This is a genomic window from Streptomyces griseochromogenes, from assembly GCF_001542625.1.
Taxonomy (GTDB): domain Bacteria; phylum Actinomycetota; class Actinomycetes; order Streptomycetales; family Streptomycetaceae; genus Streptomyces; species Streptomyces griseochromogenes.
Genome location: NZ_CP016279.1, coordinates 8,660,882 through 8,677,124, shown reverse-complemented (window position 1 = coordinate 8,677,124; position 16,243 = coordinate 8,660,882). Strand labels below are relative to the sequence as shown.

Sequence of the window (16,243 nt, the reverse complement as noted above, 5' to 3'; positions counted from 1 at the left end):
AGCCTTCACGCTGCACACTCTTAGGTCCGTATCTGGAGGAGCCACGGCGATGGCGGAACACACCAGTTCGAGCATCACGATCGAGGCGGCTCCGGCCGATGTCATGGCGGTGATCGCCGACTTCGCCCGCTACCCGGACTGGACCGGGGAGGTCAAGGAGGCGGAGGTCCTCAAGACCGACGACCGGGGCCGCGCCGAGCAGGTCCGGCTCGTCATGGACGCCGGCGCCATCAAGGACGACCAGACCCTGGGCTACACCTGGACCGGAGAGAACGAGGTCTCCTGGACCCTGGTGAAGTCCCAGATGCTCCGTTCCCTGGACGGCTCCTACATCCTCAAGTCGGCCGGCGCCGACGCCACCGAGGTCACCTACCAGCTCACGGTCGACGTCAAGATCCCCATGCTCGGCATGATCAAGCGGAAGGCGGAGAAGGTGATCATCGACCGCGCTCTCGCGGGCCTGAAGAAGAGGGTGGAGTCGGGAAGCTGACCGCCGAGCGGCGCTGAACCGCTGCCCTCGCGGGCGCGCGGTCGTGCCTCTCCCCCCTGCCGTGGGCAGTCGTTCCGCAGAGCGATGGGGAGGGTGGGCACGGCCTTGCGGTGCCGGGTGCCAGGTGAGCGCCGCCCAGGCGCGACACCCGGCGCCCCCGCTCCACTACCGTTCACCCTCATGCGCACCATCCTGATCATGGGCCCGGGCGGCAGCGGCCGTACGACCATCGCTGCCGCCACCGCACAGCGCGCCGCGGGCGAAGGCGCCCGCACCCTCCTGCTCAGCGCCGATCACACCGACACCCTCGGCGTGGCACTGGGCACCGGGACGGGACCGGCTCCGGTCGAAGCCGCCCCGCTCCTCACCGTGTGGAGGCCCGATGCGGTCGACCGCTTCCGGCAGGACCTCACCGCCTTCCAGACCCGCGCCGCGAACGTCCTGGACCTCCTCGGCGCCGCCCGCCTGGACGCCGAGGAAGTCACCCCGCTGCCCGGCGCCGAGGAACTGTCCTTCCTGCGTGCCCTGCGCGACGCCGCCCTCTCCGAGCGCTACGACCTCCTCGTCGCCGACCTCCCGCCCCTCCCGCAGGCCCTCGCCCTCCTCGCCCTCCCCGAGGAGATGCGCCGCTATCTGCGCCGCCTGCTCCCGCCCGAGCGGCAGGCGGCCCGCGCCCTGCGCCCGGTCCTCGGCCGCCTGGCCGGCATCCCCATGCCCGCCGAGTGGCTCTACGAGACGGCTGCCCGCTGGGACGTCGAACTGGGCGCCGTGGAGGCGGTGCTCACCGACCCGCACACGGCCGTACGCCTGGTCGCCGAACCCGGCCCCGCCGGCGCCGACGCCGTCCGCACCGCGACCCTCGGCCTCGCCCTGCGCGGCCTGCGCACCGAGGCCCTGATCGCCAACCGTGTCCTGCCCGAGAGCGCGCCCGACACCTCGTCCGCCCACCCGTCGCCAGAGCACCACCCCCCAGCGGGCTTCGCGCCCTTCTTGACGCTCCTCGCCCAGCAGCGCAAGGCCCTGGCCGACTGGGAGGAGCACCACGACGCCCGCACCGTCCTCCACCTCGGCCGCGATCCGCGCGGCGCCGACGACCTCGCCGCCCTCGCCGTGCCCGCCGTCAACCCCGCGCCCGCCCCGGTCGAGTGGCCCGTGGCCGACCGGCTCGCCGACGACGGCGTGCTGGTCTGGCACATCCCGCTGCCCGGCGCGATACGGGAGGACCTCGACCTGATCCGGCGCGGCGACGAACTCGTGATCACCGCGGGCCCCTTCCGGCGGATCGTTCCGCTCCCGTCCGCCCTGCGCCGCTGCACCGTCGCCGGCGCGGGACTGCGGGAGGGCGAGCTGCGCATCCGGTTCGCCCCGGACCCCGACCTGTGGCCCTCCTTCGGACGATGAACGCCGTACGCCTATTCGGGTAACGTCGTAGGGGCGAACCGTAGTCAGGAGTCCGCCATGAGCGAAGAGCGCCCCGCACCCGACACCTACGAAGAGGCCGAACGGACGGGGAAGGCGACCGACGCCGACGCCTGGGCCACGGCCTGTGCCGAGGACCTCGCCGCCGAGCAGGCCCGCCGCCGCGCCGAGCACGGCCAGACCCCGGGCTCGGCCGCGGAGGAGCTGCGCAGGTTCGTGGACACGGTGGCCGACAAGCTGTCCGGCCTCCAGTCACCGCTCCTCGGAGCCGTCGCCGGACCCGCCGCCCAGCAGGTGGTGCGGCAGGTCGTCCAGCAGGCGAAGGCCGCCGTCGAACCCGTCATCGAGCGCAACCCGGAGGTCTTCGACCACCTCGCCGCGGCCGGTTCCGAGCTGCTGGCCGCCTACCGCTCCGCCGTCCAGACCCAGGAGCGCCGCTGGACCACCGGCGCGGCCGGTCCGAAGGACGACTGGCCCGACGGTCCCGACCGGGGCGAGGGCACCGGTCCGGGCGAGCGCATCGACCTGGACTGAAGCCCTCCCGCGGCAGGGCCTCGGGTACGGTTGGCCGTAGCGGGGCTCGACCGAAACTGAGGGATTCATGGGACTCACCATCGGCGTCGACATCGGCGGCACGAAGATCGCGGCCGGCGTGGTCGATGAGGAAGGCAACATCCTCTCGACCCACAAGGTGCCGACCCCGGGCACGCCCGAGGCGATCGTGGACGCCATCGCCTCCGCCGTCGAGGGCGCGCGCGCCGGGCACGAGATCGTCGGCGTGGGTATCGGTGCCGCCGGCTATGTGAACCGGCAGCGCTCCACGGTGTACTTCGCGCCCAACATCGACTGGCGTCAGGAGCCGCTGAAGGAGCAGGTCGAGGCCCGCGTCGGCCTCCCCGTCGTGGTCGAGAACGACGCCAACGCCGCCGCCTGGGGCGAGTACAAGTTCGGCGCGGGCAAGGGCCACCGCAACGTCATCTGCATCACCCTCGGCACCGGCCTCGGCGGCGGCATCATCATCGGCAACAAGCTGCGCCGCGGCCACTTCGGCGTGGCCGCCGAGTTCGGCCACATCCGGATGGTCCCGGACGGCCTGCTGTGCGGCTGTGGCTCGCAGGGCTGCTGGGAGCAGTACGCCTCCGGCCGCGCCCTGGTCCGCTACGCCAAGCAGCGCGCCAACGCCACCCCCGAGCACGCCGAGATCCTGCTCGGCCTCGGCGACGGCACCCCCGAGGGCATCGAGGGCAAGCACATCTCCATGGCCGCCCGCCAGGGCGACCCGGTCGCCGTCGACTCCTACCGCGAGCTGGCCCGCTGGGCCGGTGCCGGCCTCGCCGACCTCGCCTCCCTCTTCGACCCCTCCGCCTTCATCGTCGGCGGCGGCCTCTCCGACGAGGGCGAACTGGTCCTCGACCCGATCCGCAAGTCCTACAAGCGCTGGCTGGTGGGCGGCAACTGGCGCCCGGTCGCCGACGTCATCGCGGCCCGGCTGGGCAACAAGGCGGGCCTGGTGGGCGCGGCGGACCTGGCCCGCGAACCCGACCCGATCATGTAAGAAACCTCGGCCGCACAGGGGCGCGGGGAACTGCGCGACAAGCCACGAACGGTCGGCAGTCGCCCACGAACCTCGCGCCCCGATCCATCGGGCGCCCCAACTCCATGCAGCGTAAATTGACGGCATGGCAACCCCGCAGCTCCCCAACTCCCGTACAGAGCCCGACGGTTCAGCCCTCATCCGCGTCCTGAGCTACAACATCCGCTCCCTGCGCGACGACACCGACGCCCTGGCCAGAGTGATCACCGCCTGCGCCCCCGACCTGGTCCTCATCCAGGAAGCCCCCCGTTTCTTCCGGTGGCGCAAGAAACTCGCCCGGCTCGCGGCGGCCTCGGGCCAGGTCGTCCTCACCGGTGGAGCCACGGCCGCGGGCCCCGCGATCCTGTGCTCACTGCGGGCCACCGTCGAGCGGACGGACGACATACTCCTCCCGCTCACCCCCGGACTCCACCGGCGTGGCCTCGCCACCGCCGTGGTCCGTTTCGGCTCGGCCCGCGTGGGCGTCATCAGCTGCCATCTCAGCCTGCGGACGGACGAGCGCTACGAGCAGGGCCGGATGCTCCTCGACCGGCTCGCCCACATGGGCGTGGAGCACGTCGTCGCGGGCGGTGATCTCAACGAGCGCCCCGACGGCCCCACCTTCCGGCACCTCGCCGCCGCTCTCCAGGACTGCCGGACCACCGCCCCCTGGGGCGGCGAGTTCACCTGGACCCGCTCCGCCCCCCACCGGCGCATCGACGCCGTCTTCGCCACCAAGGGCATCGAGGTGCTCGGCTGCGGTGTGCCGCAGGCAGTGCCGGGGATCACGGAGCGGGACCTGAGGGCGGCCACGGACCACCTCCCGGTCCTGGCCGCCCTCAAGATCCCGGCGTCGTAGCGCGCGTCAGACCACGGCACCGCTTCCCGGGTCGACGTCATCGTCGTCGTCCGTCCGCATCCGGGCCACCAGCGTCACGAAACCGCCGAGGAACCCGCCGATGCCGAGGGTGGTCAGCCACCACGTCATCTCCCAGCCCAGCAGCACGGCGAGCAGCAGCAGGAGGGGGCCGCCGACGACCCCGAGCCAGGCGAACCTGGCGGTGGTGTCGGCGGTCGGCAGCGGCGGTGGTTCGGGCGGCACGAAGTGGCCCTCGTCGTCCTCGTCGAAGTCGTCCTCGGACGGCTCCGGCGTGGTGTAGTCGCGCGGGCCGATGCCCGGCGCGAACGAGACCGAGCTGCCGAGCGGCCGCGGTTCCCCGGAACCGTCGGCGCCCTCGCCCGGTGGGTCCTGTTCGGGCAGCGCGAGGTCTTCCACCGGCTTGAAGGGCTTGGCGCCCGGCGGGTCCGCGGGCTCCTCGCCGTACCCCGCGACGATGGCCTGCCAGGCGGCCTCCTCGTCGAAGGGCACTTTCTTCTCGTCCGGCTCGCGATCCTCGCGGTCGGAGTCGTGCTCAGCCAACTGCGGCCGTCCCTTCCTTGCCGACACTGGGTGCGAGCCGGCCGATGAAGGCGAGGCTCTCCTCGAAGATCCGGTCCGCATCGTGGTCCAACGTCGCCACGTGGTAGCTCTGTTCCAGCACGATCTCCGTTACGTCCGTCGACGACACCCGGCTCAGCACGCGGGCCGAGTCGGCCGCCGGGACCACATGGTCCTGGACGCTGCGCAGCAGCAGCAACGGCTGGGTGACCTGGGGCAGCCTGCCGTCCAGCCGGCGCAGGAACACCCGCAGGGAGTGCGCCGTGTGCAGCGGCACCCGGTCGTAACCCAGCTCGGCCGGGCCGCCCTTGGCGATGTCGCTGGCGATGCCCTTCGTCGTCCGCACGAGGTGCCGGGCCACCGGAAGGGCGTACGCCGACAGGCCGTGCACCCGGTTCGCCGGGTTGACGAGGACCACCCCGGCGATCCGCTCGCCCTCCTCGGCCGCCAGCCGCAGGGCCAGTGCTCCGCCCATCGACAGGCCCCCGACGAAGACCCGGGAGCAGCGGTCGCCCAGCAGCCGCAGCTCGCGGTCCACCTGCGCGTACCAGTCCTGCCAGCCCGTGACCTGCAAGTCCTCCCAGCGCGTGCCGTGCCCGGGCAGCAGGGGCAGGGACACGGTCAGACCGTGTGCCGCGTGGTGCTGCGCCCAGGGGCGCAGCGACTGGGGCGAGCCGGTGAAGCCGTGACAGAGGAGGATTCCCACCTCCCCGCCCTCGTGGCGGTACGGCTCGGCTCCGGGAAGAACCGGCACCTTCTGGGCTCCTGTTCCTGAGATGCGTGCAGAACGGGCGGATGTGCTTCACCGTACGCGACCGCACTGACACCGACCAGGGTCGTCGGGGTCATTGACGGCGGTCCGGGTTAAGGTCTGATCGACGGAAACAGGAGGCACGCGGGTGTTGTACGGCACGATGAAGGTCGCGATCGGAGGGCCGCTCAAGGTCGCGTTCAGACCCTGGGTGGAGGGCCTGGAGAACATTCCGGCCGAAGGCGCCGCGATCCTGGCGAGCAATCACCTGTCCTTCTCGGACTCGTTCTTCCTGCCCGCGGTCCTCGACCGCAAGGTCACCTTCATCGCGAAGGCCGAGTACTTCACCACCCCCGGCGTCAAGGGCCGCCTCACCGCGGCCTTCTTCAAGGGTGTCGGACAGCTCCCGGTGGACCGCTCCGGGGCGCGCGGCGCGGGCGAGGCGGCGATCAAGAGCGGCATAGAGGTGCTGGAGCGCGGCGAGCTGTTCGGGATCTACCCCGAGGGCACCCGCTCGCCCGACGGCCGCCTGTACCGGGGCAAGCCGGGCGGCCTCGCACGTGTGGCGCTCGCCACCGGCGCTCCGGTCATCCCCGTGGCGATGATCGACACCGAGAAGATCCAGCCGCCCGGCAAGGTCGTGCCGAAACTGATGCGCCCGGGCATCCGGATCGGCAAGCCGCTGGACTTCAGCCGCTACCACGGCATGGAGCACGACCGGTTCGTGCTGCGCGCGGTGACCGACGAGGTCATGTACGAGATCATGAAGCTCTCCGGCCAGGAGTACGTCGACGTGTACGCGACCGCCGCCAAGCGGCAGATCGCGGAGGCGGCGAAGGCGGCGAAGGAAGCCGAGAAGGCCGAGAAGGCGGACAAGGCGGAATAGGCGGAGAAGAAGCAGGCCGAGGGCTAGCGGGGGAACCGGGGGATCGGGGGGCCATGCCCAAGCGTGAGCGGGTCATGAGGATGTCGGTCGAGCTGCCCCTGTGGCGTGCGCTCGCCGGGTACCGCGTGCTGACGATGCTGTACGCGATCGGCCTGTTCGTCTCCGCGTACGACATGTTCGTACGCCCCTGGGTCGCCATCGGCTACTACGCGGTCCTCTTCGTCTGGACCCTGGCCACCCTGCCCAAGGTCATGAGCGCCGCACACTGCACCCGGCGCTTCCTCGCCGTCGACCTGACCCTCGCGCTCACCGGCATCCTCCTCACGCCGGTCGCCGCCTCCCACGCGCGCATCGTGGCGGGCGGTCCGACGCTGCCGTCGATATGGACGGCCGGCGCGGTCCTCGCCTTCGCGATCAAGGGCGGCTGGCGCTGGGCGGCGTTCGCCTCGACGCCGGTCGCCGTCGCCAACATCGTCCAGCGGGGCGCGCCGAGCCGGGACACGGTGCACGCCGTCCTGCTGGTCTGGATCGCCTCCGTGGCCATCGGCTATGTCGTGGAGGTCGCCCGCGCCTCGGAACGCACCCTCGCCCGCGCCCTGGAGATCGAGGCGGCGACCCGGGAGCGGGAGCGGCTGGCCCGGGACATCCACGACAGCGTGCTCCAGGTGCTGGCGATGGTGCAGCGGCGCGGCGCGGTCATCGGCGGCGAGGCGGCCGAGCTGGGGCGCATGGCGGGCGAGCAGGAGGTGGCGCTGCGCACGCTGGTCTCCGGCGGTCTGCTGCCCGTCTCCCGGGTCTCGGAGGACACGGCCGCCGGCGCCGTCGTCCGCACGGTCGAGGAACCTGACGACGACGGCCCCGTGGACCTGCGCTCCCTGCTGGCCCCCTACGCGGGCGCCCGGGTCAGCCTCGCCGAGCCCGGCGCCCCGGTGCCGCTGCCGCCCGAGGCGGCCCGGGAGCTGGCCGCGGCGGTCGGGGCCGCCCTGGACAATGTGCGCCGGCACGCGGGCCCGGAGGCCCGGGCCTGGATCCTGGTCGAGGACGAGCCCGAGGAGATCGTGGTCACCGTCCGGGACGACGGCCCCGGCATCGCCGAGGGCAGGCTCGCCCAGGCGGAGGGCGAGGGCCGGCTCGGCGTGGCCCTCTCGATCCGGGGACGCCTGCGCGACCTGGGCGGCAGCGCCGAGCTGATCTCCGTCCCCGGGCAGGGCACGGAGGTCGAACTGAAGGTACCGAAGGTCTCGTGGGACAAGGCGGAGAAGCGATGAGCGAGCGACAGGACGCGATCAAGGTCATGGTGGTCGACGACCACCCCATGTGGCGCGACGCGGTCGCCCGGGACCTGGCCGAGTCCGGCTTCGAGGTGGTCGCCACCGCCGGCGACGGCGAGCAGGCGGTCCGCCGCGCCAAGGCCGCCGCCCCCGACGTCCTCGTCCTGGACCTCAACCTGCCCGCCAAGCCCGGCGTCCAGGTGTGCAAGGAACTGGTCGCCCACAACGCCGCCCTGCGCGTCCTGGTCCTGTCCGCGAGCGGTGAGCACGCCGACGTCCTGGAGGCGGTGAAGTCCGGCGCCACCGGCTATCTGCTGAAGTCGGCGTCGACCGAGGAACTGCTGGACGCGGTGCGCCGCACCGCCGTCGGCGACCCTGTGTTCACACCGGGCCTGGCCGGCCTGGTCCTCGGCGAGTACCGGCGCCTGGCCTCCGAGCCCGCGCCCGCCTCCGACGCGGACGAGCCGGGGGCGCCCCGGCTGACCGAGCGGGAGACGGAGGTGCTGCGGCTCGTCGCCAAGGGCCTGAGCTACAAGCAGATCGCCGAACGCCTCGTCATCTCCCACCGCACCGTCCAGAACCACGTCCAGAACACCCTCGGCAAGCTCCAGCTGCACAACAGGGTGGAGCTGGTGCGGTACGCGATCGAGCGCGGGCTCGACGAGGCGTGAAACCGCCTGGTCAAGCCGCCTCCTGACAATTCACCGGAATCACCCTTCCCGCCTCTCGCTGTGTGACGCGAGTCACCATTACCGTGACTGAGCGTCAGGCAACCGCGGCGAAGGGACATTTCCATGCGGGTCGGAGTACTGACCGGAGGCGGCGACTGCCCCGGGCTCAACGCCGTCATCCGGGGCATCGTCCGCAAGGGCGTGCAGGAGTACGGATATGACTTCGTAGGCTTCCGGGACGGCTGGCGCGGACCTCTCGAAGGCGACACCGTCCGCCTCGACATCCCCGCCGTGCGCGGCATCCTGCCCCGCGGCGGCACCATCCTCGGTTCCTCGCGCACCAACCCCCTCAAGCAGGAGAACGGCATCCGCCGTATCAAGGACAACCTGGCCAAGCTGGAGATCGAGGCCCTCGTCGCGATCGGCGGCGAGGACACCCTGGGCGTGGCCGCGCGGCTGTCCGACGAGTACGGCGTCCCCTGCGTCGGCGTGCCCAAGACCATCGACAACGACCTGTCCGCCACCGACTACACCTTCGGCTTCGACACCGCCGTGGGCATCGCCACCGAGGCCATCGACCGGCTGCACACCACCGCCGAGTCCCATATGCGGGTCCTCGTCTGCGAGGTGATGGGCCGCCACGCCGGCTGGATCGCCCTCCACTCCGGCCTCGCCGGCGGCGCCAACGTCATCCTCATCCCCGAACAGCGCTTCGACCTCGACCAGGTGTGCGCCTGGATCACCTCCCGCTTCAAGGCGTCGTACGCCCCGATCGTCGTCATCGCCGAGGGCGCCATGCCGAAGGACGGCGACATGGTCCTCAAGGACGGGTCGCTCGACTCCTTCGGGCACGTCAGGCTGTCCGGGGTCGGCGAGTGGCTGGCCAAGGAGATCGAGAGGCGCACCGGCAAGGAGGCCCGTACCACCGTCCTCGGGCACATCCAGCGCGGCGGTACCCCGAGCGCCTTCGACCGCTGGCTCGCCACCCGCTTCGGCCTGCACGCCATCGACTGCGTCCGGGACCGGGACTTCGGCAAGATGGTCGCCCTGCGCGGCACCGACATCGTCCGCGTCCCGATCGCCGACGCCACGGCCAGGCTGAAGACCGTGGACCCGAAGCTGTACGAAGAGGTCGGGGTGTTCTTCGGCTGACGGCGGCCCCCGGACGGCTACACGGTCGTGCGGCGCAGCTGACCGAGCAGCTCCCGCACGACCGCGGCCCCGTTCAGGCTCAGCACCGACTCCGGGTGGAACTGCACCCCGCAGAACCCGGGGCCCCGGATCGCGTGCACCTCGCCGTTCGCGGCCCGGCTCACCTCGACCCCGTGCGCGGCCAGCTCCCGCGCCGCCTCCTCGTCGCACCGCGCCACGAAGCTGTTGTAGAAGCCGACGGTCTCCGCCCGGCCGAACAGGTCGATCTTCGTCTGCGCGCCCTGGTACGGCACTTCCTTCCGTACGATCTCCAGGCCCAGCTCCGCCGCGATCAGCTCGTGCCCGAGGCAGACCCCGAGGACACCGTGGCGGTGCTCCCGGATCACCTCCGCGGTCAGGGCACGCAGGAAGCGCATCTTGGGATCGTCCAGGTCACCGGGGTCACCCGGGCCGGGACCGAGGACGACCGGCCCCTCGTGCGCGAGCACGGCCTCCCGCAGCCCGGGCTCGTCGTACCGCCGGACGGTGACGTCCAGCCCGCTCGACCGCAGCACATACGCGAGCATCGCCGTGAAGGTGTCCTCGCCGTCGACCACCAGGGCATGCCCTTCCAGGTCCGCCGACCGCTCCTGCATCCGCAGCCAGAACGGCGCCAGCGACGCGCGGCGCCCGTCCAGCGCGGCCCGCACCCGGGGGTCGTCGGCCAGCCGGGGCCGCGCCCGCTCCTCGCGCGGCCGGGACGGCGCCACCCCGAGGGCCGAGAGGATCCCCGCCGCCTTCGCGTGGGTCTCCGCCACCTCGCCCGCCGCATCCGAGCCGCGTACCAGCGTCGCGCCGACCGGGACGCGCAGCCGGCCGTCGGCCGAGATGTCGGCGGTACGGATCAGGATGGGGGAGTCGAGGGTCTGGGCGCCCCCGGAATCCCGCCCGAGCAGGGCCAGGGCGCCCGCGTAGTAGCCCCGGCCGCCGGCTTCGTGCCGCTCGATCACCCGGCAGGCGTTCTGCACCGGCGACCCGGTGACCGTCGCCGCGAACATGGTCTCCTTCAGCACCTCCCGCACGTCCAGGGAGGACTTCCCGCGCAGCTCGTACTCGGTGTGCGCGAGGTGGGCCATCTCCTTCAGACGCGGGCCGACGACCACCCCGCCCATGTCGCCGACGGTGCACATCATCTTCAGTTCCTCGTCGACGACCATGGAGAGCTCCTCGATCTCCTTGCCGTCGGCGAGGAAGTCCAGCAGGTGCTCCGGGGTCGGCCCCCCGGCCGGATAGCGGTACGTCCCGCTGATCGGGTTCATGACGACGGTCCCGCCGGACATGCGGACGTGCACCTCGGGACTGGCACCCACCAGCGTCCGGTCCCCGGTGTGCACGACGAACGTCCAGTACGCGCCCCGCTCGCCCTCCAGCAGCCGCCGGAACAGCGCCAGCGCGTCGGCGCGGCCGAAGCCCGGGATCTCGCCCTCGTAGGTCCGCCGGATCACGAAGTTCGCCCCCTCGCCCCGGCCGATCTCCTCGCGCAGCACCCGCCCGACGATCTCGCCGTACTCCTCGTCGCCGACGTCGAAGCCCCCGCCCTCGACCCGCACCTCGTGCCCGGGAAGCGAGCGCAGTGCCTCGGCGAGCGGGATCTCGCAGGACTCCTCGGGCGTCAGCACGAGCAGCGGGGTGCCGTCGTCGCGGACGTCGAAGCCGCGCTCGCGGATCTGCCGGAAGGGGACCAGGACGAGGCCCTCCTCAGGCAGCTCGGCGAGCCGCTCGTACGCGGCGACCGGCCCGAGGAACACCTCCACGGTGTTCTCGTCGCGGCCGGGGGTGCGACGGCGGAGCAGGGCGAAGGGGCGGGGGTCGTGCAGCAGGTCCGGCAGGTTCATGGGTCGTGATCCATCTCGATGAAGAGGAACGACCCCGGATACGCCGAAGGCCGCCCCTCGGGCGGCCTTCGCGAAGTCTTGCGTACGCGCAGTCAGTGGGCCGCCGGATGAGCGGTCCACCACCAGTTCTGGGTCGAAAGCGCGAACATGCGACGCACCCTACCGCACGTCCGCGACCGCATGTCCGCACTGTGTATGCGGTGTCTCATTTGCTGGGCACGGGCGGGAAGGCACGACATCACCCCGTAATGTTGAGGTCGTGACCGTGAACGCTAAGACCAGCCCGAGCGCTGGCAACACCTGGCGAGACCTGCCCGCGGCGCAGCAGCCCGAGTACCCCGACGTCGAGGCTCTGCGCGCAGTGATCGCGGACCTCGAGTCGTATCCGCCGCTCGTCTTCGCGGGCGAGTGCGACCAGCTGCGCGCCCGGATGGCAGCCGTCGCCAAGGGAGAGGCGTTCCTCCTCCAGGGCGGCGACTGCGCCGAGGCCTTCGACGCCGTGTCCGCCGACCACATCCGCAACAAGCTCAAGACGCTGCTCCAGATGGGTGCCGTCCTGACCTACGCGGCCTCCGTGCCCGTGGTGAAGGTGGGCCGTATCGCCGGGCAGTACTCCAAGCCGCGCTCCAAGCCGATGGAGACCCGCGACGGGGTCACGCTCCCGGTGTACCGGGGCGACTCCGTCAACGGCTTCGACTTCACCGAGGCCAGCCGTATCCCGGACCCGGAGCGGCTCAAGCGGATGTACCACGCCTCGGCGTCCACGCTGAACCTGGTGCGCGCCTTCACCACCGGCGGCTACGCCGACCTGCGCCAGGTGCACGCCTGGAACCAGGACTTCGTGAAGTCGTCCCCGTCCGGGCAGCGCTACGAGCAGCTCGCGCGGGAGATCGACAACGCGCTGAACTTCATGCGGGCCTGCGGCACCGACCCGGAGGAGTTCAAGACCGTCGAGTTCTTCTCCTCGCACGAGGCGCTGCTGCTGGACTACGAGTCCGCCCTGACCCGGGTCGACTCCCGCACCGGCAAGCTGTACGACGTCTCCGGGCACATGGTGTGGATCGGTGAGCGCACCCGGCAGCTGGACGGGGCGCACATCGAGTTCGCGTCCAGGATCAGCAACCCGATCGGCATCAAGCTCGGCCCGACCACCACGGCCGAGGAGGCGCTGCGGTACATCGACCGCCTGGACCCCGAGCGGGAGCCGGGCCGGCTGACCTTCATCGTCCGCATGGGCGCCGACAAGATCCGCGACAAGCTCCCGGAGCTGGTCGAGAAGGTCACGGCGTCCGGGGCGACGGTGGCCTGGGTGACCGACCCGATGCACGGCAACACCTTCGAGGCGGCCTCCGGGCACAAGACCCGCCGCTTCGACGACGTGCTCGACGAGGTCAAGGGCTTCTTCGAGGTCCACAAGGGCCTGGGCACCCACCCGGGCGGCATCCATGTCGAGCTCACCGGTGACGACGTCACCGAGTGCGTGGGCGGCGGCGACGAGATCTTCGTCGACGACCTGCACCAGCGCTACGAGACGGCCTGTGACCCTCGGCTGAACCGCAGCCAGTCGCTGGACCTGGCATTCCTGGTCGCGGAGATGTACCGGGATCAGTGACCGAGATCGGCAGGTGCGATGGGGCGCGGATCACATGCGATCCACGCCCCACCGCACTTTTGCGGTTTCTGCGCGGCGGGTAAGGTTAGGTTAGCCTCACCGATCAAGCGGGATGGCCATACGAATCGTCCCGTCGGGAGGTGGATCCCCGTGTACGTCTGCAGCTGCTTCGGCATCACCGAGGCTCAGGTCAAGCAGCACGCGGAGGACGGTGCCTGCACCCCCCGCCAGATCGCCTCCGCCTGCAAGGCGGGCACCGACTGCGGTTCGTGTGTACGCCGTATCCAGGCGATCCTCGGCCGTGGCGCCTGCCCGCGCCGTGAACTGGCCGACCAGGGCCGCCCCGTCCTCACGGGTCTGGAGGACCTCTCCGGCCTGGACGAGGCCGCCTAGCTCTCCGGCTGCTCGATCAGCTGGGCGAGGTAGAGCGCCTCGCCGAGCTTCTCCAGCAGCTCCAGCTGGGTGTCGAGGTAGTCGATGTGGTGCTCCTCGTCGGCGAGGATGTCCTCGAAGATGTTCGCCGACGTGATGTCGCCCTTCTCGCGCATCACCTTGATGCCCCGCTTGAGCCGGTCGATCGCCTCCACCTCGATCTGCCGGTCGGCCTCGAACATCTCCTTGACGGTCTGCCCCACCCGCACATGGAACAGCCGCTGGTAGTTGGGCAGCCCCTCCAGGAACAGGATCCGGTCGGTGAGCACCTCGGCGTGCTTCATCTCGTCGAACGACTCGTGCCGCGTGTACTTGGCGAGCTTGTACCAGCCGAAGTTCTCCTGCATCTTCGCGTGCAGGAAGTACTGGTTGATCGCGGTCAGCTCGCCGGTGAGCTGTTCGTTGAGGAACTCGATGACCTCGGGGTCGCCCTGCATCGCAGCGGCTCCTTCCACACGGAGGGACGGGTGAGGGGTGCGGCGGCATGATGACACCGGTGGGGAAGATCGTCCAGTAAGTGCGCACTTAGTAAGTACGCACTGACTTGATAGGAGTTGTCCGATTCATGGACGGTGGTCAAGGGCACTGCCCCAGGTCTGTCAGGATGGATACATGGGTCATCCGGTGGAGCGAGAATCTGGGGCAGCGGCAGGGTCCGAGCTTCCGCCGGGGCAGCGACTGCAGCGTGGCTGGCCGGTCACGCACTACGGACCCGTGCCGAAGTTCCGGCCCGAACGCTGGGAGTTCCGGGTCTTCGGCGCCACCGCCGACGGTGACAAGCACACCTGGAACCACGAGGAGTTCACGGCCCTGCCGTACACCACCGTGGTGGCCGATCTGCACTGTGTGACCAAGTTCAGCATGGTCGGTGCCGAGTGGGGCGGCGTCCCCGCCCGGACGATCCTCGACCTGGCCCCGCCGGCCCCCGACGTCACTCATGTGATGGTGTGGGCGGAGTACGGATTCAGCTCGAATCTGCGCCTCGCGGACTTCGACTCCGACCGCACCGTCTTCGCCACCCACAAGGACGGCGAACTCCTCACCGCCGAGCACGGCTTCCCGGTGCGCCTGATCGTCCCCCACCTGTACGCCTGGAAGGGCCCCAAGTGGGTGCGGGGCGTGGAGTACATGACCGCCGACCGCCGCGGCTTCTGGGAGGAGCGCGGCTATCACAACATCGGCGACCCCTGGAAGGAACAGCGCTACTCCTACCAGGAGGGGCCGGGGGACGGCCCCGAGCTCTGACCGCCTCAGTGGTGGAACCGGTGCACCACCGCGTGCCCCTTGCCCCGGCCGGTCGTCCACTTGTCGACCGGGGTGGTCACCGCGAAGGCGATCATGAGCGAGATCCGGAGCAGCAGGTCGCACAGCTGCGAGAATCCGGCGACAGAGTGACCGTGCCGGTAAGCTCGTTGCCGGTTACTCCGACAACCGTGCAGGGAGCGCCGATGGCCGTCTTCAACGTGATCTTCTCGGAGGCTGCGGCGCGCGTTCGCGACAGCCTTCCGGACGACCGCCTTGAGGTACTCCAGCGCGGACTCGCCATACTGGCCAAGGACCCCCGCACCAAGATCTCCTCGGCGATCTCCAACGACGAGAACACCCGCTCGCTCGCGCTGACCCACACCATGGCAGTGGAGTACGTCATCAGTGACGGTCTGCTGATCGTGCTCGTGGTGCACCTCGTCGACACGACGCACGTGCTGTTCGAGACGGAGGACTGATCAGGCGCCCTCAGGCGTCACGCAGTTTCTTCAGCCGCTCCACATCCGCCGCGTGCCCCTCCTTGCCGCCCGGCGTCTCGATGATCAGCGGTACGCCCTCGGTCGCCGGGTGGTTCATCAGCGCCCGGAACGGGTCCTCGCCGATGTGCCCGGCGCCGATGTTCTCGTGCCGGTCCTTGTGCGCGCCGACCACGTCCTTGGAGTCGTTGGCGTGGATCAGCTTCAGCCGGCCCTCGCCGACGGTGTCCACCAGCAGATCGAGGGTCTGGTGCATGCCGTCCGGCCCGGTCAGATCGTGCCCGGCGGCGAAGATGTGACAGGTGTCCAGGCACACCCCCAGCTTCGGATGGGCGTCCAGCGCCTCGAAGTACGGTCCGAAGTCCCAGGTGCGCGAGCACAACGAGGCGCCCTGCCCGGCGGTCGACTCCAGCAGCAGGAACGGGTCGTCGTCGTGGGTCAGCTCGTCCAGCAGCGGCAGCAGATGTTCCCGCACCTGCTTCAGCGCCACGGCCCGCTCCCGCCCGCCCGTCGCGCTGCCCGTGTGGACGACCACACCCAGCGCGCCGATCTCCCGCCCGCGCCGCAGCGAGTGCCGCAGCGACTCCACCGACCTCTCCACGGTCGCCTCGGTGTGCGAGCCGAAGTTGATCAAGTAGGGGGCGTGCACATACGCCGGGATCGACTCCGCCGCACAGGCCGCCCGGAACTCCTCGTCCTGCCGCGGATTGCCGGCCGGGGTCGCCCAGCCGCGCGGATTGGCCACGAAGACCTGCACGGTCTCGGCCTTGAGGTCACGGGCGTAGGACAGGCCCACGGAGTTCAGACCGCCGGCCACGGGAACGTGACCGCCGACGGGGTTGCGGGAAGGACCGGCTCCGGGGCCGCCGGCAGGGGCGGGGGACTGCTTGATGCTCACCCGTTCAGGGTGTCACGCGGCGCGCCGTCCCCTT

At 71.0% G+C, this 16,243-nt stretch carries 19 protein-coding genes and 1 pseudogene; 13 read left to right on the top strand and 7 right to left on the bottom strand.

What is annotated here, in order from left to right; genetic code table 11:
- Positions 1-49: 49 nt before the first annotated feature.
- The 5 genes from AVL59_RS37655 (at position 50) to AVL59_RS37635 (ending at position 4,341) form a co-directional block, all read left to right on the top strand.
- Entirely contained in the window at positions 50-490 is a 441-nt protein-coding gene (locus AVL59_RS37655) for an SRPBCC family protein (protein WP_067313619.1), read from the top strand.
- A 180-nt stretch (positions 491-670) separates the two neighbouring features.
- Positions 671-1,891 carry an ArsA family ATPase gene (locus tag AVL59_RS37650; RefSeq protein ID WP_067313617.1) on the top strand — a complete coding sequence of 407 codons (1,221 nt, stop codon included), beginning with the start codon at positions 671-673 and terminating at the stop codon, positions 1,889-1,891.
- Between the two features lie 57 nt (positions 1,892-1,948).
- On the top strand, positions 1,949-2,443 hold the full coding sequence (locus tag AVL59_RS37645; protein ID WP_067313616.1) for a DUF5304 domain-containing protein: 495 nt from the start codon (positions 1,949-1,951) through the stop codon (positions 2,441-2,443).
- 67 nt (positions 2,444-2,510) lie between these two features.
- Positions 2,511-3,464 (top strand): ROK family glucokinase, encoded by a 954-nt coding sequence (locus AVL59_RS37640; protein ID WP_067313614.1) that lies wholly within the window; start codon positions 2,511-2,513, stop codon positions 3,462-3,464.
- A 124-nt stretch (positions 3,465-3,588) separates the two neighbouring features.
- A complete protein-coding gene (locus tag AVL59_RS37635; RefSeq protein ID WP_067313612.1) occupies positions 3,589-4,341 on the top strand; it encodes an endonuclease/exonuclease/phosphatase family protein in 753 nt (250 codons plus the stop codon).
- Between the two features lie 6 nt (positions 4,342-4,347).
- On the opposite strand, the gene AVL59_RS37630 is transcribed toward AVL59_RS37635, so the two are convergent.
- On the bottom strand, positions 4,348-4,902 hold the full coding sequence (locus tag AVL59_RS37630) for a hypothetical protein (RefSeq protein WP_067313610.1): 555 nt from the start codon (positions 4,900-4,902) through the stop codon (positions 4,348-4,350).
- Entirely contained in the window at positions 4,895-5,674 is a 780-nt protein-coding gene (locus AVL59_RS37625) for an alpha/beta hydrolase (RefSeq protein WP_067313608.1), read from the bottom strand. Before AVL59_RS37625 ends, AVL59_RS37630 begins: the two co-directional genes overlap by 8 nt.
- 148 nt (positions 5,675-5,822) lie before the next feature.
- Here AVL59_RS37625 and AVL59_RS37620 point away from each other — a divergent pair, with 148 nt between their 5' ends.
- From AVL59_RS37620 to AVL59_RS37605, 4 genes are all read left to right on the top strand, one after another.
- A complete protein-coding gene (locus tag AVL59_RS37620) occupies positions 5,823-6,557 on the top strand; it encodes a lysophospholipid acyltransferase family protein (RefSeq protein ID WP_067318202.1) in 735 nt (244 codons plus the stop codon).
- A gap of 53 nt (positions 6,558-6,610) precedes the next feature.
- Entirely contained in the window at positions 6,611-7,825 is a 1,215-nt protein-coding gene (macS, locus tag AVL59_RS37615; RefSeq protein ID WP_067313606.1) for a MacS family sensor histidine kinase, read from the top strand.
- Positions 7,822-8,499, top strand: a complete 678-nt coding sequence (locus tag AVL59_RS37610; RefSeq protein ID WP_067313604.1) for a response regulator — start codon at positions 7,822-7,824, stop codon at positions 8,497-8,499. The genes macS and AVL59_RS37610 overlap by 4 nt, the downstream gene beginning before the upstream one ends.
- Before the next feature lie 123 nt (positions 8,500-8,622).
- On the top strand, positions 8,623-9,651 hold the full coding sequence (locus AVL59_RS37605; RefSeq protein WP_067313602.1) for a 6-phosphofructokinase: 1,029 nt from the start codon (positions 8,623-8,625) through the stop codon (positions 9,649-9,651).
- A gap of 17 nt (positions 9,652-9,668) precedes the next feature.
- Here AVL59_RS37605 and AVL59_RS37600 read toward each other — a convergent pair whose 3' ends face one another.
- Both AVL59_RS37600 and AVL59_RS56775 read right to left on the bottom strand, forming a co-directional pair.
- Complete coding sequence (locus AVL59_RS37600; protein WP_067313600.1) at positions 9,669-11,525, bottom strand: anthranilate synthase family protein; 1,857 nt, start codon at positions 11,523-11,525, stop codon at positions 9,669-9,671.
- Positions 11,526-11,617: 92 nt separating this feature from the next.
- Positions 11,618-11,674 carry a trp operon leader peptide gene (locus AVL59_RS56775; protein ID WP_078912442.1) on the bottom strand — a complete coding sequence of 19 codons (57 nt, stop codon included), beginning with the start codon at positions 11,672-11,674 and terminating at the stop codon, positions 11,618-11,620.
- A gap of 110 nt (positions 11,675-11,784) precedes the next feature.
- On the opposite strand from AVL59_RS56775, the gene AVL59_RS37595 reads away from it, so the two are divergent.
- A complete protein-coding gene (locus tag AVL59_RS37595; protein WP_067313598.1) occupies positions 11,785-13,137 on the top strand; it encodes a class II 3-deoxy-7-phosphoheptulonate synthase in 1,353 nt (450 codons plus the stop codon).
- A gap of 150 nt (positions 13,138-13,287) precedes the next feature.
- Positions 13,288-13,530, top strand: a complete 243-nt coding sequence (locus AVL59_RS37590) for a (2Fe-2S)-binding protein (protein WP_067313596.1) — start codon at positions 13,288-13,290, stop codon at positions 13,528-13,530.
- Here the strand turns inward: AVL59_RS37590 and bfr are convergent.
- A complete protein-coding gene (gene bfr / locus AVL59_RS37585) occupies positions 13,527-14,006 on the bottom strand; it encodes a bacterioferritin (RefSeq protein ID WP_067313594.1) in 480 nt (159 codons plus the stop codon). The two genes, AVL59_RS37590 and bfr, sit on opposite strands and share 4 nt — an antisense overlap.
- A 175-nt stretch (positions 14,007-14,181) precedes the next feature.
- Between bfr and AVL59_RS37580 the strand changes: the two genes are divergently transcribed.
- The gene (locus AVL59_RS37580) at positions 14,182-14,814 is read left to right on the top strand and encodes a sulfite oxidase-like oxidoreductase (RefSeq protein ID WP_067313592.1); all 633 of its coding nucleotides are present in this window, start codon (positions 14,182-14,184) and stop codon (positions 14,812-14,814) included.
- Between the two features lie 5 nt (positions 14,815-14,819).
- Here AVL59_RS37580 and AVL59_RS56925 read toward each other — a convergent pair.
- Positions 14,820-14,930: pseudogene (locus tag AVL59_RS56925) on the bottom strand (DUF4396 domain-containing protein); the annotation flags it as partial.
- 87 nt (positions 14,931-15,017) lie between these two features.
- Between AVL59_RS56925 and AVL59_RS37575 the strand changes: the two are divergent.
- On the top strand, positions 15,018-15,293 hold the full coding sequence (locus AVL59_RS37575; protein WP_067313590.1) for a hypothetical protein: 276 nt from the start codon (positions 15,018-15,020) through the stop codon (positions 15,291-15,293).
- Positions 15,294-15,303: 10 nt separating this feature from the next.
- On the opposite strand, the gene AVL59_RS37570 is transcribed toward AVL59_RS37575, so the two are convergent.
- Positions 15,304-16,209 carry a deoxyribonuclease IV gene (locus AVL59_RS37570; RefSeq protein WP_067313589.1) on the bottom strand — a complete coding sequence of 302 codons (906 nt, stop codon included), beginning with the start codon at positions 16,207-16,209 and terminating at the stop codon, positions 15,304-15,306.
- Positions 16,210-16,243 lie beyond the last annotated feature (34 nt).